We start from the raw sequence: 20,224 nt of genomic DNA on the forward strand, positions 1-20,224 counted from the left end.
TCGCGGGGGCGGCCGTCAACGGACGATGGCCGCCTCGATGAACTCATTGGTGTCGGGCGAGGGCGGCGGGCTGGGGGCGCGTACCGGGATGATCAGGCTGGTGTACTCCTCGATCAGCCGGTTGAGGGCTTCTGGTGGTTCGCTGGCCTGGAACTGCATGCGGATCTGCACTTCATCGGGGTCACGGTTGTCGCCCTGACGGCTTTGGCCACCGATGGTGACCTTGAAGCTGGCCGCCTTGTTCTCGCCTGCGGTCAGCAGTGCCTGCTGTGCTTCGGTGCCTTTGACCCTTACCGAAAGGTCGACCTGCATGCGCTCGAGGGCCAGGCCCTTGGGCGACACCAGCGCGAACAGCGGTACGCGCATGATGTGCTGGCCGTCCATGGCCACTTCGACCATCTTGGCTTTCATGGGCGCGCCCAACGCTTCGGTGTCGCATTCGAAGAACTGGTCGAACAGGTTGATGTACTGCTGCGCGATCAGGCTGTTGGTAGCACTGGCGGCTTCCTGCAGGCCACGGGTGATTTCGCGCAGGTCGATGGAAGTCATGGGGGCGGGGGATTTATCCAATGCTTCGACTCCTCAGGCCAGGTGGTGCCCCCCTGTGGCTGGTCAGGGGGGCTGTTCGGGGCGGGGAGGTGCGCCTCAAGCGGTGGCGGCGCCGAGGGCCGGAGCGCCGTCGGCCGCAGGGTTCTTCAAGGTATCGGCCTGGGAAATCAAGTCCTGGCTTTCCAGTGTGGCGGTCTTGACCACGGTCGGCTTTGTCGCGGCGTCGGTCAGGAAGTCGATCACCCGCATCATCGCTTCAGGCGGGTCCTGGCGCTTCAAGGTCGTGTTGAAGGCGTAGCGGGCGCGGGTGTCAGTCTTGCGGGTTTGCGTGGACTTGTGACTGACGCTGCCTTTCACGTTGAGCCTGAACGGCCCCCAGCCCAGCGAACCGCTTGCCTCGGCGCTCATGTCCTTGCTGGAAACGTCTTCCGACATCTGGTTGATGACCAGCTCGAACTCGACATTACCTTCTTCGATGGAAATGTTCGGGTGGGTGATGGCTGCCACCAGCGGCACTTTCATGGTCTTGCTGACCACGCCCTTGTACTCGCCTTGTTCGTCGACGATGGTTTCGTCGTAGTCGAACTGGATGGCCACGGCCTTGCCGTCCTGGACGCACACCTGCATCAGGAAGTCGGCGTAGGATTTGCTGGCGGTGACCTGGGCCTGGACCATGGCCTGCAGGGGGCCTGCGATCATGCGGTCCATCGGCAAGGCATTGATTACGGAACCGATGAGGCTGTTATCTATCGACATTGCTGGGTTCTCTTCTGGTTGGGTTAAAAACTTGGCTATCAATCGTGGTCACGATGCCTGGGCTTCAGCGCGCGCAATGCTCCTGGCGGCGGATATTGCCGATCTGGCGCAGGCTCAGGCCGTATTTGTCAGCGAGCAGGCTGCGAGACAAGCCGCTGGCGCTTTCCTTCTGGATCTGCAGGTTGCGCAACTGGCGCATGAAATGGTCAGCCTTGGGAATTTCCAGGGCGACACCGGCAAAGCGCTTTATCAGTGCGTCGAGCGCTTCGGCCGGCAGCACGTCGGCAAGCTTGGTGCGCTCGCGGTGCTTGGGGATGTACTTGGGCCTGCCGCCGTAGGCGCAGGTCAGCTGGTAGGCGTTGTCGATGCCGATGCAGTCGATCAGGGCCTGCAGCGAGTGGGGCAGTTGGCTGATATCGATGTGGCTCAAGTCTGGCAGTTGCATATGGCGCTCCTTCGGGACGGATGGGCTGTGCTAACCGATCACCAGCGGCGTTATGTCGAAGGTGTGGCTGGATTTTCTGTGACAGCCGAGGCATGTCGCTAGGCGCCATATGGGTTGGGGCTTGTAGCTTCCGCGAACAGGTTTTGCAGGCAGCGATATCCGGCGTTGTAGGACATGGCTTCAACATTTGGCTGTGGCGGGTGATTTCCCATCACGTCACTCCCTGTGCAGCGCGTTGGGTGTGGTAACCCTCAATCGCACGGATAGCTGCTCAGCAGGCTGGCGCTGCGCAGGTAGGCCTGGGGGTAGTCGCGCATGCCTTGTGGCAGCGTGCGCCAATCGACCAGCAGGCACAGCGCATGCAGCGGCTGCCCGTCACGGTGGCCGATGACCTGGTCGGCAAAGCTGCGGCGGTACAGTGCCTGGGTCTGCTGCTGCGCTTGTACCTGGTCGGCCTGGGCCAGGGTTTGCCGGGCCAACTCGGGCAGTTGCGCCAGGGGGACACTGAAATGCACCGACGCACCTTTTGCCTGCAGGTAACCGGCCTGGCGCACGCGCTGCCACAGTTGTTGCCATTGGCTGGCGCCAGCTTGGGCAGCCAGTTCGCGGCCCAGTTCGAACAGTTGCTCGGCCGAGGTCTGGCGGGTGTCCAGCGCATGAAGGGAAAAGGGTGTCAGCAATAGCGACGCGAACAGAAGGGGTTTGTACATGGTGCCTCCGGCATGGGTGCTTGGGAGCCCCATGCTTTCAGGCAGGCGCCGGCCCACCCAGCAGGAAATGCAGCGCCGGGGCCGGTGGCCGTTGTATCATTGCCGCGGCTCGTTGCGAGCCATTTGCCCCTGATGTTGCAAGGAACCTTCGATGACACACGTGCAGCGCCTCAAATATTCCCTTCTGATCATCCTGGTGGTACTGGGCCTGATGCTGGGCCTGTCCCACCTGCAGAAGCAGGGCACGATCAGTGAGCAGACCTTCCAGATGCTGGCCATTGCCATCGCCGTGGTGGTCGTGGTGATCAACGGCATCCTGCGGCGCAAGGTCAAGCCCTGATCCTGGCGGGCCGGCCAGCCATGGCCGGCCATGCGCTCAGCGCACAGGCGTTCGCTCCAGCACGGCGCGCGCCTGCGGGTCGAGGCTGTAGCATTTGTCGCTGCCCAGCTGGATGACGCCCTCGCTGCACAGCCGCTTGAGCACTTCGCGCACGCTGAGGAACGACAGCGGGATATCCAGCTGTTCCAGCTGCGCGTGCACGCCGCGCACGCCAATGCTGCGGCCATTGCGGTCGGCGGCGTGCAAGGCATCGATGACCTTGAGGCGGATCAGGCTGGTACGCAGGCCGAAACTGCGCAACAGCTCGCGGATCTGTTCGTTGCCGATGCGTTCGTCAGCCAAAACGTCCTGTTCCCTGGGCGCTTTGCCTGGGACGCGCCCAGCCTGGATCGAGGGTTGCGGGTTGTACATGTGAATGCTCCTTTTCGTGGACGAACCCGAAATTTGGGTGCCTCACTTACTAGGACGAATGAGAACGGAAAAACTGCAGCCCACGCGCAAAAAAAAGCCTGGTTCTGTTCAAGACGTTCCATTGCCTGGTAATACGTAAAATTTTCATGTGGCCATTCGTCTGATCGGGATGACCCCCGAACCCGAGGAGTGCCCGTGTTTCCACTTTCCCGTCCCATGACTTGCGCTGGCCTGGCCGCCGCCCTGGTAGCCTTCAGCGTCGGCGCAGCGCCGCTGCAATCCGCCGCCGCCGATGCCAGTGCGCAGATTCGCCGAACCAGTTACGGGGTGCCGCACATCGTGGCCAAGGACGAGCGGGGCCTGGGCTATGGCATCGGCTACGCCTACGCCCAGGACAACCTGTGCCTGCTGGCCAATGAAGTGCTGACCGTCAGTGGCGAGCGCTCACGCTACTTCGGTGCCAAGGGCAAGACCCTGGAACAGCGTGACAACCTGGCCAGCGATGTGTTCTTCGCCTGGCTCAACACGCCGGCGGCAGTCGATGCGTTCTTGCAGGCGCAGCCAGCGCCAGTACAGGCGCTGCTGGCAGGTTATGCCAGCGGCTATAACCGGGCACTGGCCGAGCGCCGCAGCCAGGGGTTGCCTGCCGAATGTGGCAACGGTGAGTGGCTGCGGCCGATCAGCAGCGAGGACCTGGTCAAGCTGACCCGTCGACTGCTCGCCGAAGGCGGTGTCGGGCAGTTCGTCGAAGCGCTGGCGGGGGCGCAACCACCAACGCTGGCCAGCCAGCAGGCGCCGGCAGGGTTTGCCGCGGCGCTGGCCATGCAGCAGCGTTTTGCCACGGAACGCGGTAGCAATGCGGTGGCCGTCGGGGCGCAACGTTCGGCCAATGGCCGCGGCCTGTTGCTGGCCAACCCGCACTTCCCGTGGATGGGGGGTATGCGCTTCTACCAGATGCAGCTGACCATTCCCGGCCAGCTCGACGTGATGGGGGCGGCATTGCCGGGCCTGCCGGTGGTCAACATCGGTTTCAACCAGCATCTGGCCTGGACGCACACCGTCGACACATCGAAGCACTTCACCCTGTACCGCCTGCAACTCGACCCCAAGGACCCGACCCGCTACCTGCTCGATGGCAAGTCGCTGCCGCTGGCCCGGCAAACCGTCAGCGTTGCGGTCAAGGCCGAGGATGGCAGCCTGAGCCAGGTACAGCGTCAGGTCTACAGCTCGCAGTTCGGCCCCGTGGTGCAATGGCCGGGGCGCCTGGACTGGGATGCGCATGCCGCCTACAGCCTGCGCGACGCCAACCTCGAGAACACCCGGGTGTTGCAGCAGTGGTACCAGATCAACCATGCCGACAGCCTGGCTACGTTGAAAGGCTCGATCGAACAGCTGCAGGGTATTCCCTGGGTCAACACGCTGGCGGTGGACCCGGCAGGCAAGGCCTTGTACCTGAACCAGTCAGTGGTGCCTTATGTGGATCAGCAACTGCTGAGTGCGTGCAGCAATCCGCAGGAACAAGGGCGCCTGGTGGTACTTGATGGCTCACGCAGCGCGTGCCAGTGGAAGGTCGATGCGCAGGCCGCGCAGCCGGGGATCTTCCCTGCGCGGCTGCTGCCGAGCCTGGAGCGCGAGGATTTTGTGCAGAACTCCAACGACCCGGCCTGGATGGCCAACCCGGCGCAGCCGCTGACCGGTTACTCGCCGCTGGTCAGCCGCAGTGACCAGCCGCTGGGCATGCGTGGCCGCTTTGCCCTGCAACGCCTGCAGGGTACGGCCCGCCTGGGCGTTGATGACCTGCAGCGCATGGTGACCGATGACGAGGTGTACCTGGCCAGCCTGCTACTGCCTGACCTGCTGCAGTGGTGCAAGGGCGCCGATGCGGATGTGCGGGCGGTATGCAGCAGTCTGGCGGCCTGGAATGGCAAGGCTGACCTGGACAGCGGCATTGGCCTGGTGCATTTCCAGAACCTGTTCGATGCCCTGGCCGAGCACCCGGAAAGCTGGCGGGTGGCCTTCGACCCGGCCGACCCGCAGCACACCCCGCGCGGGCTGGCGGTAGAGCAGGCGGCCGTGCGCAAGCTGCTGCACCAGGCCGCGCTGGCGTCGCTCAAGCAGGTGCGTGACAGCGGCATGGCAGGGGACGCGCGCTGGGGGCAGGTGCAACAGGCGAGCGATGGCACGCCGGTGCCGGGTGGCCCGCAGGCGTTGGGCGTGTACAACGCGATCTACAGTGTGCCGCACGGGCAGGGCAAGCGGCTGGTGGTAAGTGGTACCAGCTACCTGCAACTGGTCAGCTTTACCGACAAGGGGCCGCAGGCCCGTGGGCTGTTGGCGTTTTCCCAGTCGAGTGAAGCGGCTTCGGTGCATGCCGGTGACCAGACCAAGGCGTTTGCGGCCGGAAAACTGGCGGTGATTCCGTTTACCGAGGCGCAGATCAAGGCTGACCCGGAGTACCGGGAAGTGGTGATCAGCGAGCGGGACAAGGGGGCGGTGGTCAGCCGGCCTTGAGGCGTTAGCCTGTGCCTGCCTCTTCGCGGGTAAACCCGCTCCCACAGGTACTGCACCAAAGCTGCAAGCGGCACGATACTTGTGGGAGCGGGTTCACCCGCGAAGAAGGCGACTCGGTCGGTCAGGAAAACTCGAACGGCGCCAGCTGAAACCCTTGCCGCACGGGCAGGGCAAGCGGCTGGTGGTCAGTGGTACCAGCTACCTGCAACTGGTCAGCTTTACCGACAAGGGGCCGCAGGCCCGTGGGCTGTTGGCGTTTTCCCAGTCGAGTGAAGCGGCTTCGGTGCATGCCGGTGACCAGACCAAGGCGTTTGCGGCCGGGCAACTGGCGGTGATTCCGTTTACCGAGGCGCAGATCAAGGCTGATCCGGAGTACCGGGAAGTGGTGATCAGTGAGCGGGACAAGGGGGCGGTGGTCAGCCGGCCTTGAGGCGTTAGCCTGTGCCTGCCTCTTCGCGGGTAAACCCGCTCCCACAGGTACTGCACCAAAGCTGCAAGCGGCACGATACTTGTGGGAGCGGGTTCACCCGCGAAGAAGGCGACTCGGTCGGTCAGGAAAACTCGAACGGCGCCAGCTGAAACCCTTGCTCGTCAACCTGCAAGGCCCAACCGCGGCGGTCCCAGTCGCCCAGCACGATACGCCGTGCCGGTTGCCCGTCGACCACCAGCTTGTGTATCGCCGGCCGATGGGTATGCCCATGCACCAAGGTACGTACACCATGCGCCGCCATCACCTTCGGCACTTCCTCCGGCGTGACATCGACGATCTCGGTGGACTTCATCCGCGTTTGCGAGCGGCTTTCGCTGCGTAGCTTGCGTGCCAGCTTGTAGCGGGCCGACAGCGGCAGGTGCCGCAACACCCACAGGCTCAGCGGGTTGCGCAGCAAGCGGCGCATTTTCATGTAGGCCAGGTCGCGGGTGCACAGGGTATCGCCATGCATCAGCAGCACCTGCTCACCACCCAGCTCGATCACGCTGGGGTCGTGCAGCAACGTGCAGCCCGCAGCGTCGCAGAAGGCCTGGCCAATCAGGAAATCACGGTTGCCATGCATCAGGTAGATGGCCGTGCCGCTGTCGCTCAGCCGCCGCATGGCCTGGCAGACCGACTGCTGGAAGGGCGTCATGGCGTCGTCGCCGATCCAGGCTTCGAAGAAGTCGCCAAGGATGTACAACGCCTTGGCGTGGCGGGCGCGGCCATCGAGCAGATCAAGAAACGCCCGGGTAATGTCCGGGCGTTCTTCTTGCAGGTGCAGATCGGAGATCAGCAGGATCACTCAACGATCTCGGCTTTCTCGATGACCACGTCGTCCTTCGGCACGTCCTGGTGGCCAGCCTTGGAGCCGGTGGCGACCTTTTCGATGGCGTCGACGATTTCACGGCCTTCGATCACTTCGCCGAATACCGCGTAGCCCCAGCCCTGCACGTTCTTGCCGCTGTGGTTGAGGAAGTCGTTGTCGGACGAGTTGATGAAGAACTGCGCCGAGGCGGAGTGCGGCTCCATGGTACGGGCCATTGCGATGCTGTACTTCTTGTTCTTCAGGCCGTTGTCAGCTTCGTTCTGGATGCTGGCGCGGGTCTTCTTCTGGCTCATGCCAGGCTCGAAGCCGCCGCCCTGGATCATGAAGCCCTTGATCACACGGTGGAACACGGTGCCATTGTAGTGGCCGTCCTTGACGTACTGAACGAAGTTTTCGGTAGTCAGCGGCGCTTTCTCGGCGTCCAGTTGCAGGACGATGTCGCCGTGGTTGGTGCTCAGTTTGACTTTGGACATGCTGAAACTCGCTCTTTCAAGGCAATCGGAATTAGGGTGCGCAGGGCGCGGGTTATCACCTGACGCAGGATCAGGCGATCGCGACACATGGCGCGCACTGGCCATTTTGCCAGGCTGCGGCAAAAAGCCGTGATAAATCACGCCAGTTTGTCCGGGCCCGACTGTCAGCAGCTTGACTGCTTCGGCTATGATAGGCCCTTTGATTCAATCGGCCTACCCAGGCCGGACACGTGCATTCAAGGATCCTATGAGCAAGCCCACTGCCGACAACGCGCCCAATGCCGCTGCCAAAGGCGCCCCCGCTGTCCCTGCGAACTTCCTGCGGCCGATCATCCAGGCCGACCTGGACTCGGGCAAGCACAGCAGCATCGTCACCCGTTTCCCGCCGGAGCCCAATGGCTACCTGCACATCGGTCACGCCAAGTCGATCTGCGTCAACTTCGGCCTGGCCAAGGAATTCGGGGGCGTCTGCCACCTGCGTTTCGACGATACCAACCCGGCCAAGGAAGACCAGGAGTACATCGACGCCATCCAGAGCGATGTCAAGTGGCTGGGCTTCGACTGGGCCGGCGACGTGCGCTACGCCTCCGACTACTTCGACCAGTTGCACGACTGGGCGGTCGAGCTGATCAAGCGCGGCAAGGCCTACGTCTGCGACCTTACCCCCGAGCAGGCCAAGGAATACCGTGGCAACCTCAAGGAGCCGGGCAAGAACAGCCCGTTCCGCGAGCGCAGCGTTGACGAGAACCTCGACCTGTTCGCCCGCATGAAAGCCGGCGAGTTCAAGGATGGCGAGCGCGTGCTGCGGGCCAAGATCGATATGGCCTCGCCGAACATGAACCTGCGCGACCCGATCCTGTACCGTATCCGCCATGCCCACCACCACCAGACCGGTGACAAGTGGTGCATCTACCCGAACTACGACTTCACCCATGGCCAGTCGGACGCCATCGAGGGCATCACCCACTCGATCTGCACCCTGGAGTTCGAAGGGCATCGTCCGCTGTACGACTGGTTCCTCGACAACCTGCCGGTGCCGGCACACCCGCGCCAGTACGAGTTCAGCCGCCTGAACCTGAACTACACCATCACTTCCAAGCGCAAGCTCAAGCAGCTGGTGGACGAAAAGCACGTCGAAGCCTGGGACGACCCACGCATGTCGACCCTGTCCGGCTTCCGTCGCCGTGGCTACACCCCGGCCTCGATCCGCAACTTCTGCGAAATGATCGGCACCAACCGTTCCGACGGTGTGGTCGACATGTCGATGCTCGAGTTCAGCATCCGTGACGACCTGGACCGCACCGCACCGCGCGCCATGTGCGTGCTGCGCCCGCTGAAGGTGGTCATCACCAACTACCCGGAAGGCCAGGTCGAGCAGCTCGAACTGCCGCGCCACCCGAAGGAAGACATGGGCGTGCGCGTGCTGCCGTTCTCCCGTGAACTGTACATCGACCGTGACGACTTCATGGAAGAGCCGCCGAAGGGCTACAAGCGCCTGGAACCGGCCGGTGAAGTGCGCCTGCGCGGCAGCTACGTGATCCGCGCCGACGAGGCGGTCAAGGATGCCGACGGCAACATCGTCGAGCTGCGCTGCTCGTACGACCCGGACACCCTGGGCAAGAACCCGGAAGGCCGCAAGGTCAAGGGCGTGATCCACTGGGTGCCGGCCGAGGGCAGCGTCGAGTGCGAAGTGCGCCTGTACGACCGCCTGTTCCGCTCGCCGAACCCGGAAAAGACCGAGGAGGGCGGCAGCTTCCTGGACAACATCAACCCAGGCTCGCTGCAAGTGCTCAGCGGCTGCCGTGCCGAGCCGTCGCTGGCCCAGGCGCAGCCCGAGGACCGCTTCCAGTTCGAACGCGAAGGCTACTTCTGCGCCGACCTGAAAGACAGCCAGCCGGGCCGCCCGGTGTTCAACCGCACTGTCACCCTGCGTGACTCCTGGGGCAGCTGAGGAACCGCCGTGCTTACCATCTACAACACGCTGAGCAAAGCGAAGGAAACCTTCAAGCCGCTGGATGGCAACAAGGTGCGCATGTACGTGTGCGGCATGACCGTATACGACTACTGCCACCTGGGCCATGGCCGCAGCATGGTGGCCTTCGACCTGGTCACCCGCTGGCTGCGCAAGAGCGGCTACGAGCTGACCTATGTGCGCAATATCACCGACATCGATGACAAGATCATCAACCGGGCCAACGAGAACGGCGAAAGCTTCGACGCCCTGACCGCCCGCATGATCGACGCGATGCACGAAGACGAGCGCCGCCTGAACATCCTGCCGCCGGACCAGGAGCCGCGTGCCACCGACCATATCGCCGGCATGCACGCGATGATCCAGACCCTGATCGACAAGGGTTATGCCTACGCACCGGGCAATGGCGACGTGTACTACCGCGTCGGCAAGTTCGTCGGTTACGGCAAGCTGTCGCGCAAGAAGATCGAAGACCTGCGCATCGGTGCCCGTATCGAGGTCGACGAAGCCAAGCAGGACCCGCTGGACTTCGTGCTGTGGAAGGGCGTCAAGCCGGGCGAACCGAGCTGGGAATCGCCATGGGGCCCGGGGCGTCCGGGCTGGCACATCGAGTGCTCGGTGATGTCCACCTGCTGCCTGGGTGAAAGCTTCGACATCCACGGTGGCGGCAGCGACCTGGAGTTCCCGCACCACGAGAACGAGATTGCCCAGAGCGAGGCGGCCACCGGCAAGCAGTACGCCAACGCCTGGATGCACTGCGGCATGATCCGGATCAATGGCGAGAAGATGTCCAAGTCGTTGAACAACTTCTTCACCATCCGTGACGTGCTCGAGAAGTACCACCCTGAAGTGGTGCGCTACCTGCTGGTGGCCAGCCACTACCGCAGCGCGATCAACTACTCGGAAGACAGCCTGCGCGATGCCAAGGGCGCACTGGAGCGCTTCTACCACGCCTTGCGCGGCTTGCCACGGGTGGCGGCCAAGGGTGGCGAAGAGTTTGTCGAGCGCTTCAGCGTGGCCATGAACGACGACTTCGGCACCCCCGAAGCCTGCGCCGTGCTGTTCGACCTGGTGCGCGAGATCAACCGCCTGCGCGACAGCGACCTTGAGGCCGCTGCCGGCCTGGCCGGTCGCCTGCGCGAGCTGGGTGATGTGCTGGGTGTGCTGCAGCTGGAGGCCGATGACTTCCTGCGTGCCGGTGCCGAAGGCAAGGTGGATGCCGCTGAGGTCGAGGGCTTGATCCAGGCGCGCCTGCAGGCGCGTGCGGACAAGAACTGGGCCGAGTCCGACCGCATTCGCGACCAGTTGACCGCCATGGGTGTGGTGCTGGAAGACAGCAAGGGTGGGACTACCTGGCGTCTGGCTGACTGATCGATGTCATTGGGGCTGCTGCGCAGCCCATCGCCGGCAAGCCAGCTCCCACAGGAACCGCGCAATAGTGAAGAACTGCGCAGTCCCTGTGGGAGCTGGCTTGCCGGCGATGGGCCGCATAGCGGCCCCAGCTTCTATTTGGCTAGCCCGGCGAGCGGGCAGTGCAGTACCAGCCTCGCCCCACCCAGCTCGCTTTCCCCCACCTCCAGCCCGAACCCATGCAGGTCGACGATCGCCGCAACGATCGACAACCCCAGCCCGAACCCCGCATGGCGGTGGCCTTCATCGCTACGGTAGAAGCGCTTCAGCACTGCCGCCCGTTCCTCTTCCGGAATACCCGGCCCGCTGTCCTCGATGGCCAGGTGCAGCCCTTTGTCGTCCTGCGTCGCAGTAATCCGCACCAGCCCACCCTCGGGCGTGAACTTGATGCCGTTGCCCACCAGATTGGCCAGTGCCTCGAACAGCAGTTCGCGGTCACCATGCAACGCTGGCAGTTCGGCTGGCTGCTGCAGTTCCAGGCGGATGCCGACGTCTTCGGCCAGCGGCAGGTAGAAGTCGTGCAACTCCACCAGCAGTTCGTGCGGGTCAAGCTGGACGAAACCGGCCCGCCGCTGGCGGTCTTCCAGTTCGCTGATACGCAACAAACCGCGAAAACGCGCCATCAGGGTATCGGTTTCGCCGATGGCCTGGTCCAGTGCCTCGGCCTGGGTGGAGTCGACGTCACTTTGCTGGCGAATGCGGTACAGCTGGGCGCGCAGGCGGGTGAGCGGGGTGCGCAGGTCGTGGGCGATGTTGTCGCACACGCCCTTGACCTCGTGCATCAGCCGCTCGATGCGGTCGAGCATGGCGTTGACGATGGCCGCCAGCATGTCCAGCTCGTCACGCCGGGCCGACAGCGGCAGGCGGTGGGTTAGGTCACCGGCGACGATCAGCTCGGCCTGGGCCTGGATCGCGCGAATGCGCTTGAGCGGGCGGCGCCTGAGCAGATACCAGCCGGCAAAGCCCGGGATCAGGGTCAGCGAGATCCCCCAGAGCAGGGCATGCAGGATGATCCGGGTGACCACGAACAGCGAGCCGTTGTCGCGCACCAACACCAGCCAGCGGCCATCCTGCACCTTGATCGCCACCGCGTCGCAGCTGTCACGCGGCATGTGCGGGTCGTCGGCGTCCAGGCAGCGCTTGAGTTCGTGAACCTTGCCGTCCAGCCCCAGCTCTGGCGGGATGGCGCGAATGCGCCCGCCGATCGGGTTGAGCTGGTTGTCGAACAGGCCGTAGGCGTCGAAGCTGCGCTCTTCGAAGGCCTGGCTGGCGACCAGGGCGTCGTCCAGCTGTTTGCCGCTCATGTGCGCGAACAGGTGCTGGCGCTGCAGCATCGAATGGCGGGTGAGTTTGTTCAGGTAGCTGGACACCTCGAAGTACAGCACCCCCATGAGGATGCTGCTCCAGGCCACGAACAGAAAGCTGTACAGCGCCAGCAGGCGGCTGGTCGAGGAGCTCCAGCCCTTAGACGGGTTCAGCAATGGCATAGCCGGAGCCCCGTACCGTACGGATCAGCGGCGACTGGCCGGGTGAGTCGATTTTCTTGCGCAGGCGGCCGATGTGCACATCGATCAGGTTGGTGCCCGGGTCGAAGTGGTAGCCCCAGACTTCCTCGAAAATCATCATCCGCGTGATCACCTGGCCGCTATGGCGCATCAGGTACTCCAGCAGCTTGTATTCGGTGGGCAGCAGGTTGAGGGTCTGTTCGCCGCGGCGGGCTTCGTGGCTGATCAGGTCCAGTTGCAGGTCGGCGACCTGCAGGCGGGTCTGGGTCATGGGCACGCTGTTGCGGCGCAGCAGCACTTCGACCCGCGCGGCCATCTCGTCGGAGGCGAACGGTTTGGTCAGGTAGTCGTCACCCCCGGCACGCAGGCCGCGTACCCGCTCGTCGACGTCGGAGAGGGCGCTGATCATCAGGATCGGCGTGGCGATCTTGAGGCTGCGCAGGGTGGTGACGATGGTCAGGCCATCGACCTCGGGCAGCATGCGGTCCAGGGTAATCAGGTCGTAGCCGCCGGCAATGGCCTTGGCCAGGCCTTCACGGCCATTGTCGGCCCAATCCACCTCAAGGCCGTGGCTGGTAAGTTCGGCGACGATTTCCTGGCCGGTGACGGCGTCGTCTTCGATGGTCAGTACGCGAGGCATGCTGGTTCCCGGGCATCTAATGGAGACTTGATTGTGCCAAAGAATAGCCAAACGGCGATTTAAGAAAAATTCATCTGGTGCGTTTTGCCTGCACTGGCCCTATCGCCGGCAAGCCAGCTCCCACAGAGACCCCACAGGCCCCGAAGGCAGCGCAGTACCTGTGGGAGCTGGCTTGCCGGCGATAGGGCCCTGAAAGGTACAAAGCAACCCTCTAGCGTGCGCCGATACCCTCGGCATGCATGATCTGCGCAATGATCGGCACCGGAGTCATCAGGTGCGAACGCATCATGGCGCTGGCGCGCTTGGCGTCCCGGGCCAGAATCACTTCGACCAATGCCGCATGCTCCTGGCGCTTGAGCTCCAGGGCCTGTTCGGAAAACACCGTCTGGGTCAGCCACAGGTGCCGGTAGCGCTCGGCCTGATCGAACAGATAGGTGCGCGCCTGCAGCAGGTGCTTGGAGCCGCAGCCTGAGGCAATGGCCGTGTGGAACGCCTTGTGCCGTTCGTCCCATACATCCAGGCGTTGCTCGCGGGTTTTCACTTCCACCACCTTGGCCAGGGTATGCGAATGGGCCAGTACCGACGCCTCCCAGGCGTCGTCGCCACGTTCGATGGCCAGGGTGATGATCATCGCCTCCAGGTTGGCGCGGGCATCGTAGATGTCGTTCATCTCGTCCAGCGACATGGGCGCCACACGGTAGCCCTTCTGGCTGATCGCGTTGACCAGGTGCTCGGCCACCAGCTGCGACAGTGCTTCGCGCAGCGGGCCCACGCCCAGGTCGTAGCGTTCCTTCAGGGTGCTCATCAGCAGCTTTTCTCCGGGCTTGAACACGCCGCGGATGATGTCCTTCTTGAGCCTCTCATACCCGCTGAATGCTGAGTTTTGTCGGGGGGCGAGCGCTTCCAAGGTCCTGTTCCTCAAACGGTTTTGTCGATCATACCGAAAGCGTTCGCTGGCGAAAAACAATGGACAAACACTCGTTTTGTCTGTGAAAAATAAAAATGTAGACATTTTGTGTTTATGGCGATAATTTTAGCTCGCCCGCACTGATCCAGGTCATGACCGGACGGCGCCACTCACTTTCTCTGCCAGGACACTGCCATGAACGCTTTTACGCAGATCGACGAACTTGTGATGCCACTGCCGCTCGAACCGCGTGGTTTCACCATCGCCCCCTCGAAACAGTCGCCGCGCCTGCTTGAGCTCACCTTTGCCCGCGAAACGGTCGAAGCGTTCGTCCAGGCTGTTGCCCAGTGGCCGGTGCAGGCGCTGGAGTACAAGTCGTTCCTGCGCTTCCGGGTTGGCGAGATCCTTGACGAGCTGTGCCAGGGCACCCTGCGGCCGGTGCTGCTCAATACCATCCTCAACCGCGCCAGCGGCGGCATGCTGATCACCCCGGTCGGCCTGGATGACGTGAGCCAGGCCGAGGACATGGTCAAGTTCACCACCGCCTGCGCACACCTGATCGGCCGCTCCAACTACGACGCCATGAGCGGCCAGTTCTATGCCCGCTTCGTGGTGGTCAACACCGACAACTCCGACAGCTACCTGCGCCAGCCGCACCGGGTCATGGAGCTGCACAACGACGGCACCTTCGTCAACCAGATCACCGACTACGTGCTGATGCTGAAGATCGACGAAAAGAACATGGAAGGCGGCAACTCGCTGCTGCTGCACCTGGACGACTGGGAACAGTGCGACGAATTCTTCCGCCACCCGCTGGCCCGTCGCGAGATGCGCTGGACCGCACCGCCGAGCAAGAAGGTGTCCGAGGATGTGTTCCACTCGGTATTCGACACCGATGCCGAAGGCCGCCCGACCATGCGCTACATCGACCAGTTCGTGCAGCCGGAAAACTACGAGGAGGGCATCTGGCTGAACGCCTTGTCCGAATCGCTGGAAGGCAGCGAGAAGAAGCTTTCGGTACCGGTTGGCGTGGGTAGTTTCCTGCTGATCAACAACCTGTTCTGGCTGCATGGCCGTGACCGCTTCACGCCGCACGAAGGCCTGCGCCGCGAGCTGATGCGCCAGCGCGGTTACGTGGCCTTCCCCAAACCGCTGTACCAGCGCGGGCAATAATGACAGGGCGCGGGGCGGGCGCCCGCCCACGCGTCTTTGCACAAAACGATGCCACCAGGGCCCGCGCGGGCCTTGGTGAGCCAGTCAGGCAATGCCTGCGTGTGAGGTAAGGCTGTGTACGATTTCATCATCATTGGCGGTGGCATTGTGGGCATGTCCACGGCCATGCACCTGATCAAGGTCTACCCGGATGCGAAGATTCTCCTGCTGGAGAAAGAGTCCGGCCCGGCCCGCCACCAGACCGGCCACAACAGCGGCGTGATCCACGCCGGCGTGTATTACACCCCCGGCAGCCTCAAGGCGCGCTTCTGCCTGGAAGGCAACAAGGCCACCAAGGCCTTCTGCACCCAGCACGGTATCCGCTTCGATGAGTGCGGCAAGCTGCTGGTGGCCACCAACGACCTGGAAATGCAGCGCATGAAGGCGCTGTGGGAACGTACCGCGGCCAATGGCCTGGAGCGCTACTGGCTGTCGGCGGCCGAGCTGCGCGAGCGCGAGCCCAATATCGTTGGCATGGGCGGCATCTTCGTGCCCTCCAGCGGCATCGTCAATTACGCCGAAGTGACTGCGGCCATGGGCGCCGAGTTCCAGCGCGCCGGCGGTGAAATCCGCTATGGCGCCGAGGTGGTCGGCCTGCAGGAGCTGGCCAGCGAAGTGGTCGTGCGCACGCAGAGTGACGAATTGCGCAGCCGTTTCCTGGTGACCTGCTCGGGCCTGATGGCCGACCGCGTGGTGAGCATGCTGGGCCTGCGGACCGAGTTCGTCATTTGCCCGTTCCGTGGCGAGTACTACCTGCTGCCCAAACAGCACAACCAGATCGTCAACCACCTGATCTACCCGATTCCCGACCCGTCCATGCCGTTCCTGGGCGTGCACCTGACACGGATGATCGACGGCACCGTCACCGTTGGCCCCAACGCCGTGCTGGCGATGAAGCGCGAGGGCTACCGCAAGCGCGATGTCAGCCCCGGCGACCTGTTCCAGACCTTGACCACTCCCGGCATCCTCAAGGTGCTGGCGAAGAACTTCCGCCCTGGCCTGATCGAGATGAAGAACTCGCTGTTCAAGGGTGGCTACCTCAAGCAGGTCCAGAAGTACTGCCCGAGCATCACCAAGGCCGACCTCACGTCTTACCCGGCCGGCGTGCGTGCCCAGGCCGTGTCGCGTGACGGCAAGCTGATCGACGACTTCCTGTTTGTCAACACCGCTCGCAGCGTCAATGTGTGCAACGCACCGTCGCCGGCCGCCACCTCCGCCATCCCGATCGGCGCCTACATCGTCGACAAGGTATGCGAGCAGGTCGGCCGTCAGGGCGGCAGTTTCCCCAAGGCCGATCTGGCGCCCCGTCAGCGGGCTGCCGGCTGACCTACCCGTAATACGTTCTGCGGTTTCGTTTTACTCAACCCGTGCTGCCCTACTCACCATCTGGGGCAGGGCGGGCTTTTTCGCGCCTGCGTCGGTGACGTGCAAGCCGGCGGCCCCTGCGTGGGCATGACAAAAACAACAAGGTAGCGCCATGCAAACCCACAAGAACAATTTGAGTCATGGATTGAAATCCCGGCATGTCACCATGCTGTCCATTGCCGGCGTGATCGGTGCCGGCCTGTTCGTCGGCTCCGGCCGTGCGATTGCCGAAGCAGGGCCCGCCACCATCCTGGCCTATATCCTGGCCGGCGCGCTGGTGGTGCTGGTGATGCGCATGCTGGCCGAAATGGCCGTTGCCTCGCCGGACACCGGTTCGTTCTCTACCTATGCCGACCTCGCCATCGGCAAGTGGGCCGGCTACACCATCGGCTGGCTGTACTGGTGGTTCTGGGTACTGATCATCCCCATCGAGGCCAATATCGCCGCCACCATCATCAATTCCTGGGTCCCGCAGCTGGAGATCTGGGTCTTGTCGCTGGTGATTACTCTATTGCTGACTGCCACCAACCTGTTCAGCGTGAAGAACTACGGTGAGTTCGAGTTCTGGCTGGCGTTGGTGAAGGTGGTGGCCATCGTCAGTTTCATCGCGCTGGGGGGGTGCGCCATCTTCGGCCTGCTGCCAGGCTCAGGTGTCAGCGGCGTGTCGCGCCTGTGGGATAGCGGCGGCTTCATGCCCAACGGTTTTGGTGCGGTGCTCAGCGCCATGCTGATTACCATGTTCTCGTTCCTCGGTGCCGAGGTGGTGACCATCGCCGCGGCCGAATCCGACGAAGCGGGCAAGCATATTTCCAAGGCCACCAACTCGGTGATCTGGCGAATCACCCTGTTCTATATCCTGTCGATCTTCATCGTCATCGCGCTGGTGCCGTGGACCGACCCGCGCCTGGCCACCGAAGGTTCCTATGTCACGGTGCTGGACACCCTGGGCGTGCCGAATGCCAAGGCCATCATCGACTTCGTGGTGCTGACGTCGGTGACCAGCTGCCTCAACTCGTCGCTGTATACCGCTTCGCGCATGGTCTACTCGCTGAGCCGCCGCGGTGATGCACCGGCCTGTGCCCAGGTGACCAGCCGCAGCGGCACCCCCGTGGTAGCTGTGCTGCTGTCCACTGGCGCAGCTTTCCTGGCGGTGATCGCCAACTACCTGGTACCGGCCAAGGTGTTCGGCTTCCTCATGGCAAGCTCCGGCGCCATTGCCTTGCTGGTGTACCTGGTGATCGCCGTTTCCCAGCTGCGCCTGCGCCAGCGCCTGACCGCACAGGGCAAGACACTGGGCTACCGCATGTGGCTGTTCCCGTGGCTGACGTGGGGCGTGATCCTGTTTATCAGTGGCGTGCTGGTGCTGATGCTGTTCCGCCCGGATCACCGCCTGGAAGTGGTATCGACCATGGTGCTGGCGGTGCTGGTGGTGTGTTCGGGCCTTCTGGTCACACGGCGTCGGGCGCGCGAGGTGGTGGTTGGCCGCGTAGGGCAGGGCGCCTGAGCCGTTCGGCCTGAAGACAGACGAGCAAGTCGCATCAGGCTGTGAGAGGATGTCCGCCATCACAGCCAGGACCCCGAACGCAGCCTGATGAAGACACCCAAAAGAATCGAACCCCTGATCGAAGACGGCCTGGTCGACGAAGTACTGCGGCCGTTGATGAGTGGCAAGGAAGCCGCCGTGTATGTGGTGCGCTGTGGCAGCCAGGTGCGCTGCGCCAAGGTCTATAAAGAAGCCAACAAGCGCAGTTTCCGCCAGGCTGCCGAGTACCAGGAGGGCCGCAAGGTTCGCAACAGCCGTCAGGCCCGGGCAATGGCCAAGGGCAGCAAGTACGGCCGCAAGGAAGCCGAAGACGCCTGGCAGAACGCCGAAGTGGCGGCGCTGTTCCGCCTGGCCGGCGCTGGCGTGAGGGTTCCCAAGCCTTACGATTTCCAGGACGGCGTGCTGTTGATGGAGCTGGTGACCGATGCCGACGGTGACGCGGCCCCGCGCCTGAACGACGTGCACCTCGAGGCCGAGGATGCCCGGGCGTTCCATGCCTTCGTCATTCGCCAGATCGTGCTGATGCTGTGTGCCGGGCTGGTGCATGGCGACCTGTCGGAGTTCAACGTGCTGCTTGGCCCGGACGGGCCGGTGATCATCGACCTGCCGCAGGCGGTGGATGCAGCGGCCAACAACCATGCCTTCAGCATGCTGCAGCGCGATGTGGCCAACATGGCCCATTATTTCGGGCGCTTTGCGCCGGAGCTGAAAAGCACCCGGTATGCGCAGGAAATGTGGGCCTTGTACGAGGCGGGCGAACTGCGCCCGGACAGCCCGCTGACGGGGCTGTTCGAGGATGACGAGCATGCGGCTGACGTGGCCGGGGTGATGCGCGAGATCGATGCGGCCCGGCTGGATGATGCGCGCCGGCGCGCCGCGCGGGCCGAGTCTGAGCATGGGGCGGCCAGGGCAGAGGAGCCTGCGCCGCCCTGGCTGCAGTAATAGGTTGCCTGCACTGGCCTCTTCGCGGGTAAACCCGCTCCCACAAGTACAGCGCGAATCCTGTGGGAGCGGGTTTACCCGCGAAGAGGCCGGCACAGGAAAAATGCAGCCATTGCCTTTGACGCAAGACAATATCTCGTCATCTAGCCTTTTCACTGGCGCGCGACAGGCATAAGGTATACGCCGTTCAAATTCCCTGGAGCTGTCATGTCCAACCAATTCCCGTCCGTTCGTCCACGCCGCCTGCGCCAGAACGAGTCCCTGCGCACGATCTTCCAGGAAACCGAGTTCCGCCTTGAAGACCTGATCCTGCCGATCTTCGTCGAAGAGGGCATCGATGACTTCGTGCCGATCACCAGCATGCCGGGCGTCAACCGCATCCCCGAGAAGCTGCTGGCCCAGGAAATCGAGCGCTATGCCCGCGCCGGTATCAAGTCGGTGATGACCTTTGGCGTTTCGCACAACCTGGACGCCGTCGGCAGCGACACCTGGAACGAAAACGGCCTGGTCGCGCGCATGTCGCGCATCTGCAAGGACACCGTGCCGGAAATGGTGGTGATGTCCGACACCTGCTTCTGCGAATACACCAGCCACGGCCACTGCGGCGTGCTGCACGACCACGGTGTGGACAACGACGCCACTCTGGCCAACCTGGGCAAGCAGGCGGTCATCGCCGCTGCTGCCGGTGCCGACTTCATTGCCCCGTCGGCGGCGATGGACGGCCAGGTCCAGGCTATCCGCAGCGCACTGGATGGTGCCGGCTTCCACGACACCGCGATCATGGCCTATTCCACCAAGTTCGCCTCGTCGCTGTATGGCCCGTTCCGTGAAGCCGGTGGTACCGCGCTGAAGGGCGACCGCAAGAGCTACCAGATGAACCCGATGAACCGCCGCGAAGCCGTGCGTGAGTCGCTGCTCGACGAGCAGGAAGGGACCGATGTGCTGATGGTCAAGCCGGCCGGTGCCTACCTCGACGTGATCGCCGATATCCGTGCCGCCTCGCGCCTGCCGCTGGCGGCGTACCAGGTGAGCGGCGAGTACGCGATGATCAAGTTCGGCGGCCTGGCTGGCGCCATCGATGAAGGCCGTGTGGTGCGTGAAAGCATTGGCGCAATCAAGCGTGCCGGTGCCGACCTGATCCTCACCTACTTCGCCATGGACCTGGCCCGCGAAGGTATCTGACCGCGAGCCGTTGTCCATGCAAGCCGCTGCCATCGCAGCGGCTTTTCTTTGCC

The 20,224-nt window shown here is 63.5% G+C and carries 19 protein-coding genes and 1 pseudogene; 10 read left to right on the forward strand and 10 right to left on the reverse strand.

The window, feature by feature from the left end; all coding sequences use genetic code 11:
* Positions 1–15: 15 nt before the first annotated feature.
* From ABX298_RS22780 to ABX298_RS22795, 4 genes are all read right to left on the reverse strand, one after another.
* The gene (locus ABX298_RS22780; RefSeq protein WP_025338935.1) at positions 16–570 is read right to left on the reverse strand and encodes a DUF2589 domain-containing protein; all 555 of its coding nucleotides are present in this window, start codon (positions 568–570) and stop codon (positions 16–18) included.
* 75 nt (positions 571–645) lie between these two features.
* Entirely contained in the window at positions 646–1,305 is a 660-nt protein-coding gene (locus ABX298_RS22785; RefSeq protein ID WP_367393683.1) for a DUF2589 domain-containing protein, read from the reverse strand.
* A gap of 64 nt (positions 1,306–1,369) precedes the next feature.
* Positions 1,370–1,750, reverse strand: a complete 381-nt coding sequence (locus ABX298_RS22790) for a Mor transcription activator family protein (RefSeq protein WP_046616589.1) — start codon at positions 1,748–1,750, stop codon at positions 1,370–1,372.
* A gap of 251 nt (positions 1,751–2,001) precedes the next feature.
* Positions 2,002–2,460: a hypothetical protein gene (locus ABX298_RS22795; protein WP_367393684.1), complete on the reverse strand. Its 459-nt coding sequence runs from the start codon at positions 2,458–2,460 to the stop codon at positions 2,002–2,004.
* Between the two features lie 151 nt (positions 2,461–2,611).
* On the opposite strand from ABX298_RS22795, the gene ABX298_RS22800 reads away from it, so the two are divergent.
* Positions 2,612–2,800 (forward strand): hypothetical protein, encoded by a 189-nt coding sequence (locus tag ABX298_RS22800; protein ID WP_003248064.1) that lies wholly within the window; start codon positions 2,612–2,614, stop codon positions 2,798–2,800.
* Between the two features lie 36 nt (positions 2,801–2,836).
* Here the strand turns inward: ABX298_RS22800 and ABX298_RS22805 are convergent, their stop codons facing one another.
* The gene (locus ABX298_RS22805) at positions 2,837–3,211 is read right to left on the reverse strand and encodes a fe2+ zn2+ uptake regulation protein (protein ID WP_137163786.1); all 375 of its coding nucleotides are present in this window, start codon (positions 3,209–3,211) and stop codon (positions 2,837–2,839) included.
* A gap of 195 nt (positions 3,212–3,406) precedes the next feature.
* On the opposite strand from ABX298_RS22805, the gene ABX298_RS22810 reads away from it, so the two are divergent.
* Complete coding sequence (locus tag ABX298_RS22810) at positions 3,407–5,722, forward strand: acylase (RefSeq protein WP_367393685.1); 2,316 nt, start codon at positions 3,407–3,409, stop codon at positions 5,720–5,722.
* A gap of 154 nt (positions 5,723–5,876) precedes the next feature.
* Positions 5,877–6,152 (forward strand): annotated as a pseudogene (locus ABX298_RS22815) (penicillin acylase family protein); the annotation flags it as partial.
* 121 nt (positions 6,153–6,273) lie between these two features.
* Here the strand turns inward: ABX298_RS22815 and ABX298_RS22820 are convergent.
* Both ABX298_RS22820 and ABX298_RS22825 read right to left on the reverse strand, forming a co-directional pair.
* The gene (locus ABX298_RS22820; protein ID WP_013972909.1) at positions 6,274–6,996 is read right to left on the reverse strand and encodes a UDP-2,3-diacylglucosamine diphosphatase; all 723 of its coding nucleotides are present in this window, start codon (positions 6,994–6,996) and stop codon (positions 6,274–6,276) included.
* Entirely contained in the window at positions 6,993–7,493 is a 501-nt protein-coding gene (locus ABX298_RS22825) for a peptidylprolyl isomerase (protein WP_025338942.1), read from the reverse strand. Before ABX298_RS22825 ends, ABX298_RS22820 begins: the two co-directional genes overlap by 4 nt.
* 247 nt (positions 7,494–7,740) lie before the next feature.
* Here ABX298_RS22825 and ABX298_RS22830 point away from each other — a divergent pair, with 247 nt between their 5' ends.
* Together ABX298_RS22830 and cysS are read left to right on the forward strand one after the other, a co-directional pair.
* Positions 7,741–9,444, forward strand: coding sequence for a glutamine--tRNA ligase/YqeY domain fusion protein (locus ABX298_RS22830; RefSeq protein WP_025338943.1), 1,704 nt, complete (start codon positions 7,741–7,743; stop codon positions 9,442–9,444).
* A gap of 9 nt (positions 9,445–9,453) precedes the next feature.
* The gene (gene cysS / locus ABX298_RS22835) at positions 9,454–10,836 is read left to right on the forward strand and encodes a cysteine--tRNA ligase (protein WP_025338944.1); all 1,383 of its coding nucleotides are present in this window, start codon (positions 9,454–9,456) and stop codon (positions 10,834–10,836) included.
* A gap of 134 nt (positions 10,837–10,970) precedes the next feature.
* Here cysS and ABX298_RS22840 read toward each other — a convergent pair whose 3' ends face one another.
* The 3 genes from ABX298_RS22840 to csiR all read right to left on the reverse strand — a co-directional run bounded on the left by ABX298_RS22840 (position 10,971) and on the right by csiR (position 13,927).
* Complete coding sequence (locus tag ABX298_RS22840) at positions 10,971–12,362, reverse strand: sensor histidine kinase (protein WP_367393686.1); 1,392 nt, start codon at positions 12,360–12,362, stop codon at positions 10,971–10,973.
* Positions 12,340–13,020, reverse strand: coding sequence for a response regulator transcription factor (locus tag ABX298_RS22845; protein WP_025338946.1), 681 nt, complete (start codon positions 13,018–13,020; stop codon positions 12,340–12,342). The genes ABX298_RS22840 and ABX298_RS22845 overlap by 23 nt, the downstream gene beginning before the upstream one ends.
* A gap of 211 nt (positions 13,021–13,231) precedes the next feature.
* The gene (csiR, locus tag ABX298_RS22850; protein WP_015270630.1) at positions 13,232–13,927 is read right to left on the reverse strand and encodes a DNA-binding transcriptional regulator CsiR; all 696 of its coding nucleotides are present in this window, start codon (positions 13,925–13,927) and stop codon (positions 13,232–13,234) included.
* A gap of 195 nt (positions 13,928–14,122) precedes the next feature.
* Between csiR and glaH the strand changes: the two genes are divergently transcribed.
* The 5 genes from glaH to hemB all read left to right on the forward strand — a co-directional run bounded on the left by glaH (position 14,123) and on the right by hemB (position 20,171).
* Positions 14,123–15,100 (forward strand): glutarate dioxygenase GlaH, encoded by a 978-nt coding sequence (gene glaH / locus ABX298_RS22855; RefSeq protein WP_075045100.1) that lies wholly within the window; start codon positions 14,123–14,125, stop codon positions 15,098–15,100.
* Between the two features lie 114 nt (positions 15,101–15,214).
* Entirely contained in the window at positions 15,215–16,465 is a 1,251-nt protein-coding gene (lhgO, locus tag ABX298_RS22860; RefSeq protein WP_286101812.1) for an L-2-hydroxyglutarate oxidase, read from the forward strand.
* A 151-nt stretch (positions 16,466–16,616) separates the two neighbouring features.
* Positions 16,617–18,008 (forward strand): GABA permease, encoded by a 1,392-nt coding sequence (gabP, locus tag ABX298_RS22865; RefSeq protein WP_286101813.1) that lies wholly within the window; start codon positions 16,617–16,619, stop codon positions 18,006–18,008.
* A gap of 87 nt (positions 18,009–18,095) precedes the next feature.
* A complete protein-coding gene (locus ABX298_RS22870) occupies positions 18,096–18,989 on the forward strand; it encodes a PA4780 family RIO1-like protein kinase (protein WP_085616542.1) in 894 nt (297 codons plus the stop codon).
* Between the two features lie 207 nt (positions 18,990–19,196).
* Complete coding sequence (hemB, locus tag ABX298_RS22875; protein ID WP_367393687.1) at positions 19,197–20,171, forward strand: porphobilinogen synthase; 975 nt, start codon at positions 19,197–19,199, stop codon at positions 20,169–20,171.
* The last annotated feature ends 53 nt before the right edge of the window (positions 20,172–20,224 follow it).

The sequence above is a fragment of the Pseudomonas sp. X4 genome (genome assembly GCF_040784925.1).
Lineage (GTDB): Bacteria > Pseudomonadota > Gammaproteobacteria > Pseudomonadales > Pseudomonadaceae > Aquipseudomonas > Aquipseudomonas putida_Z.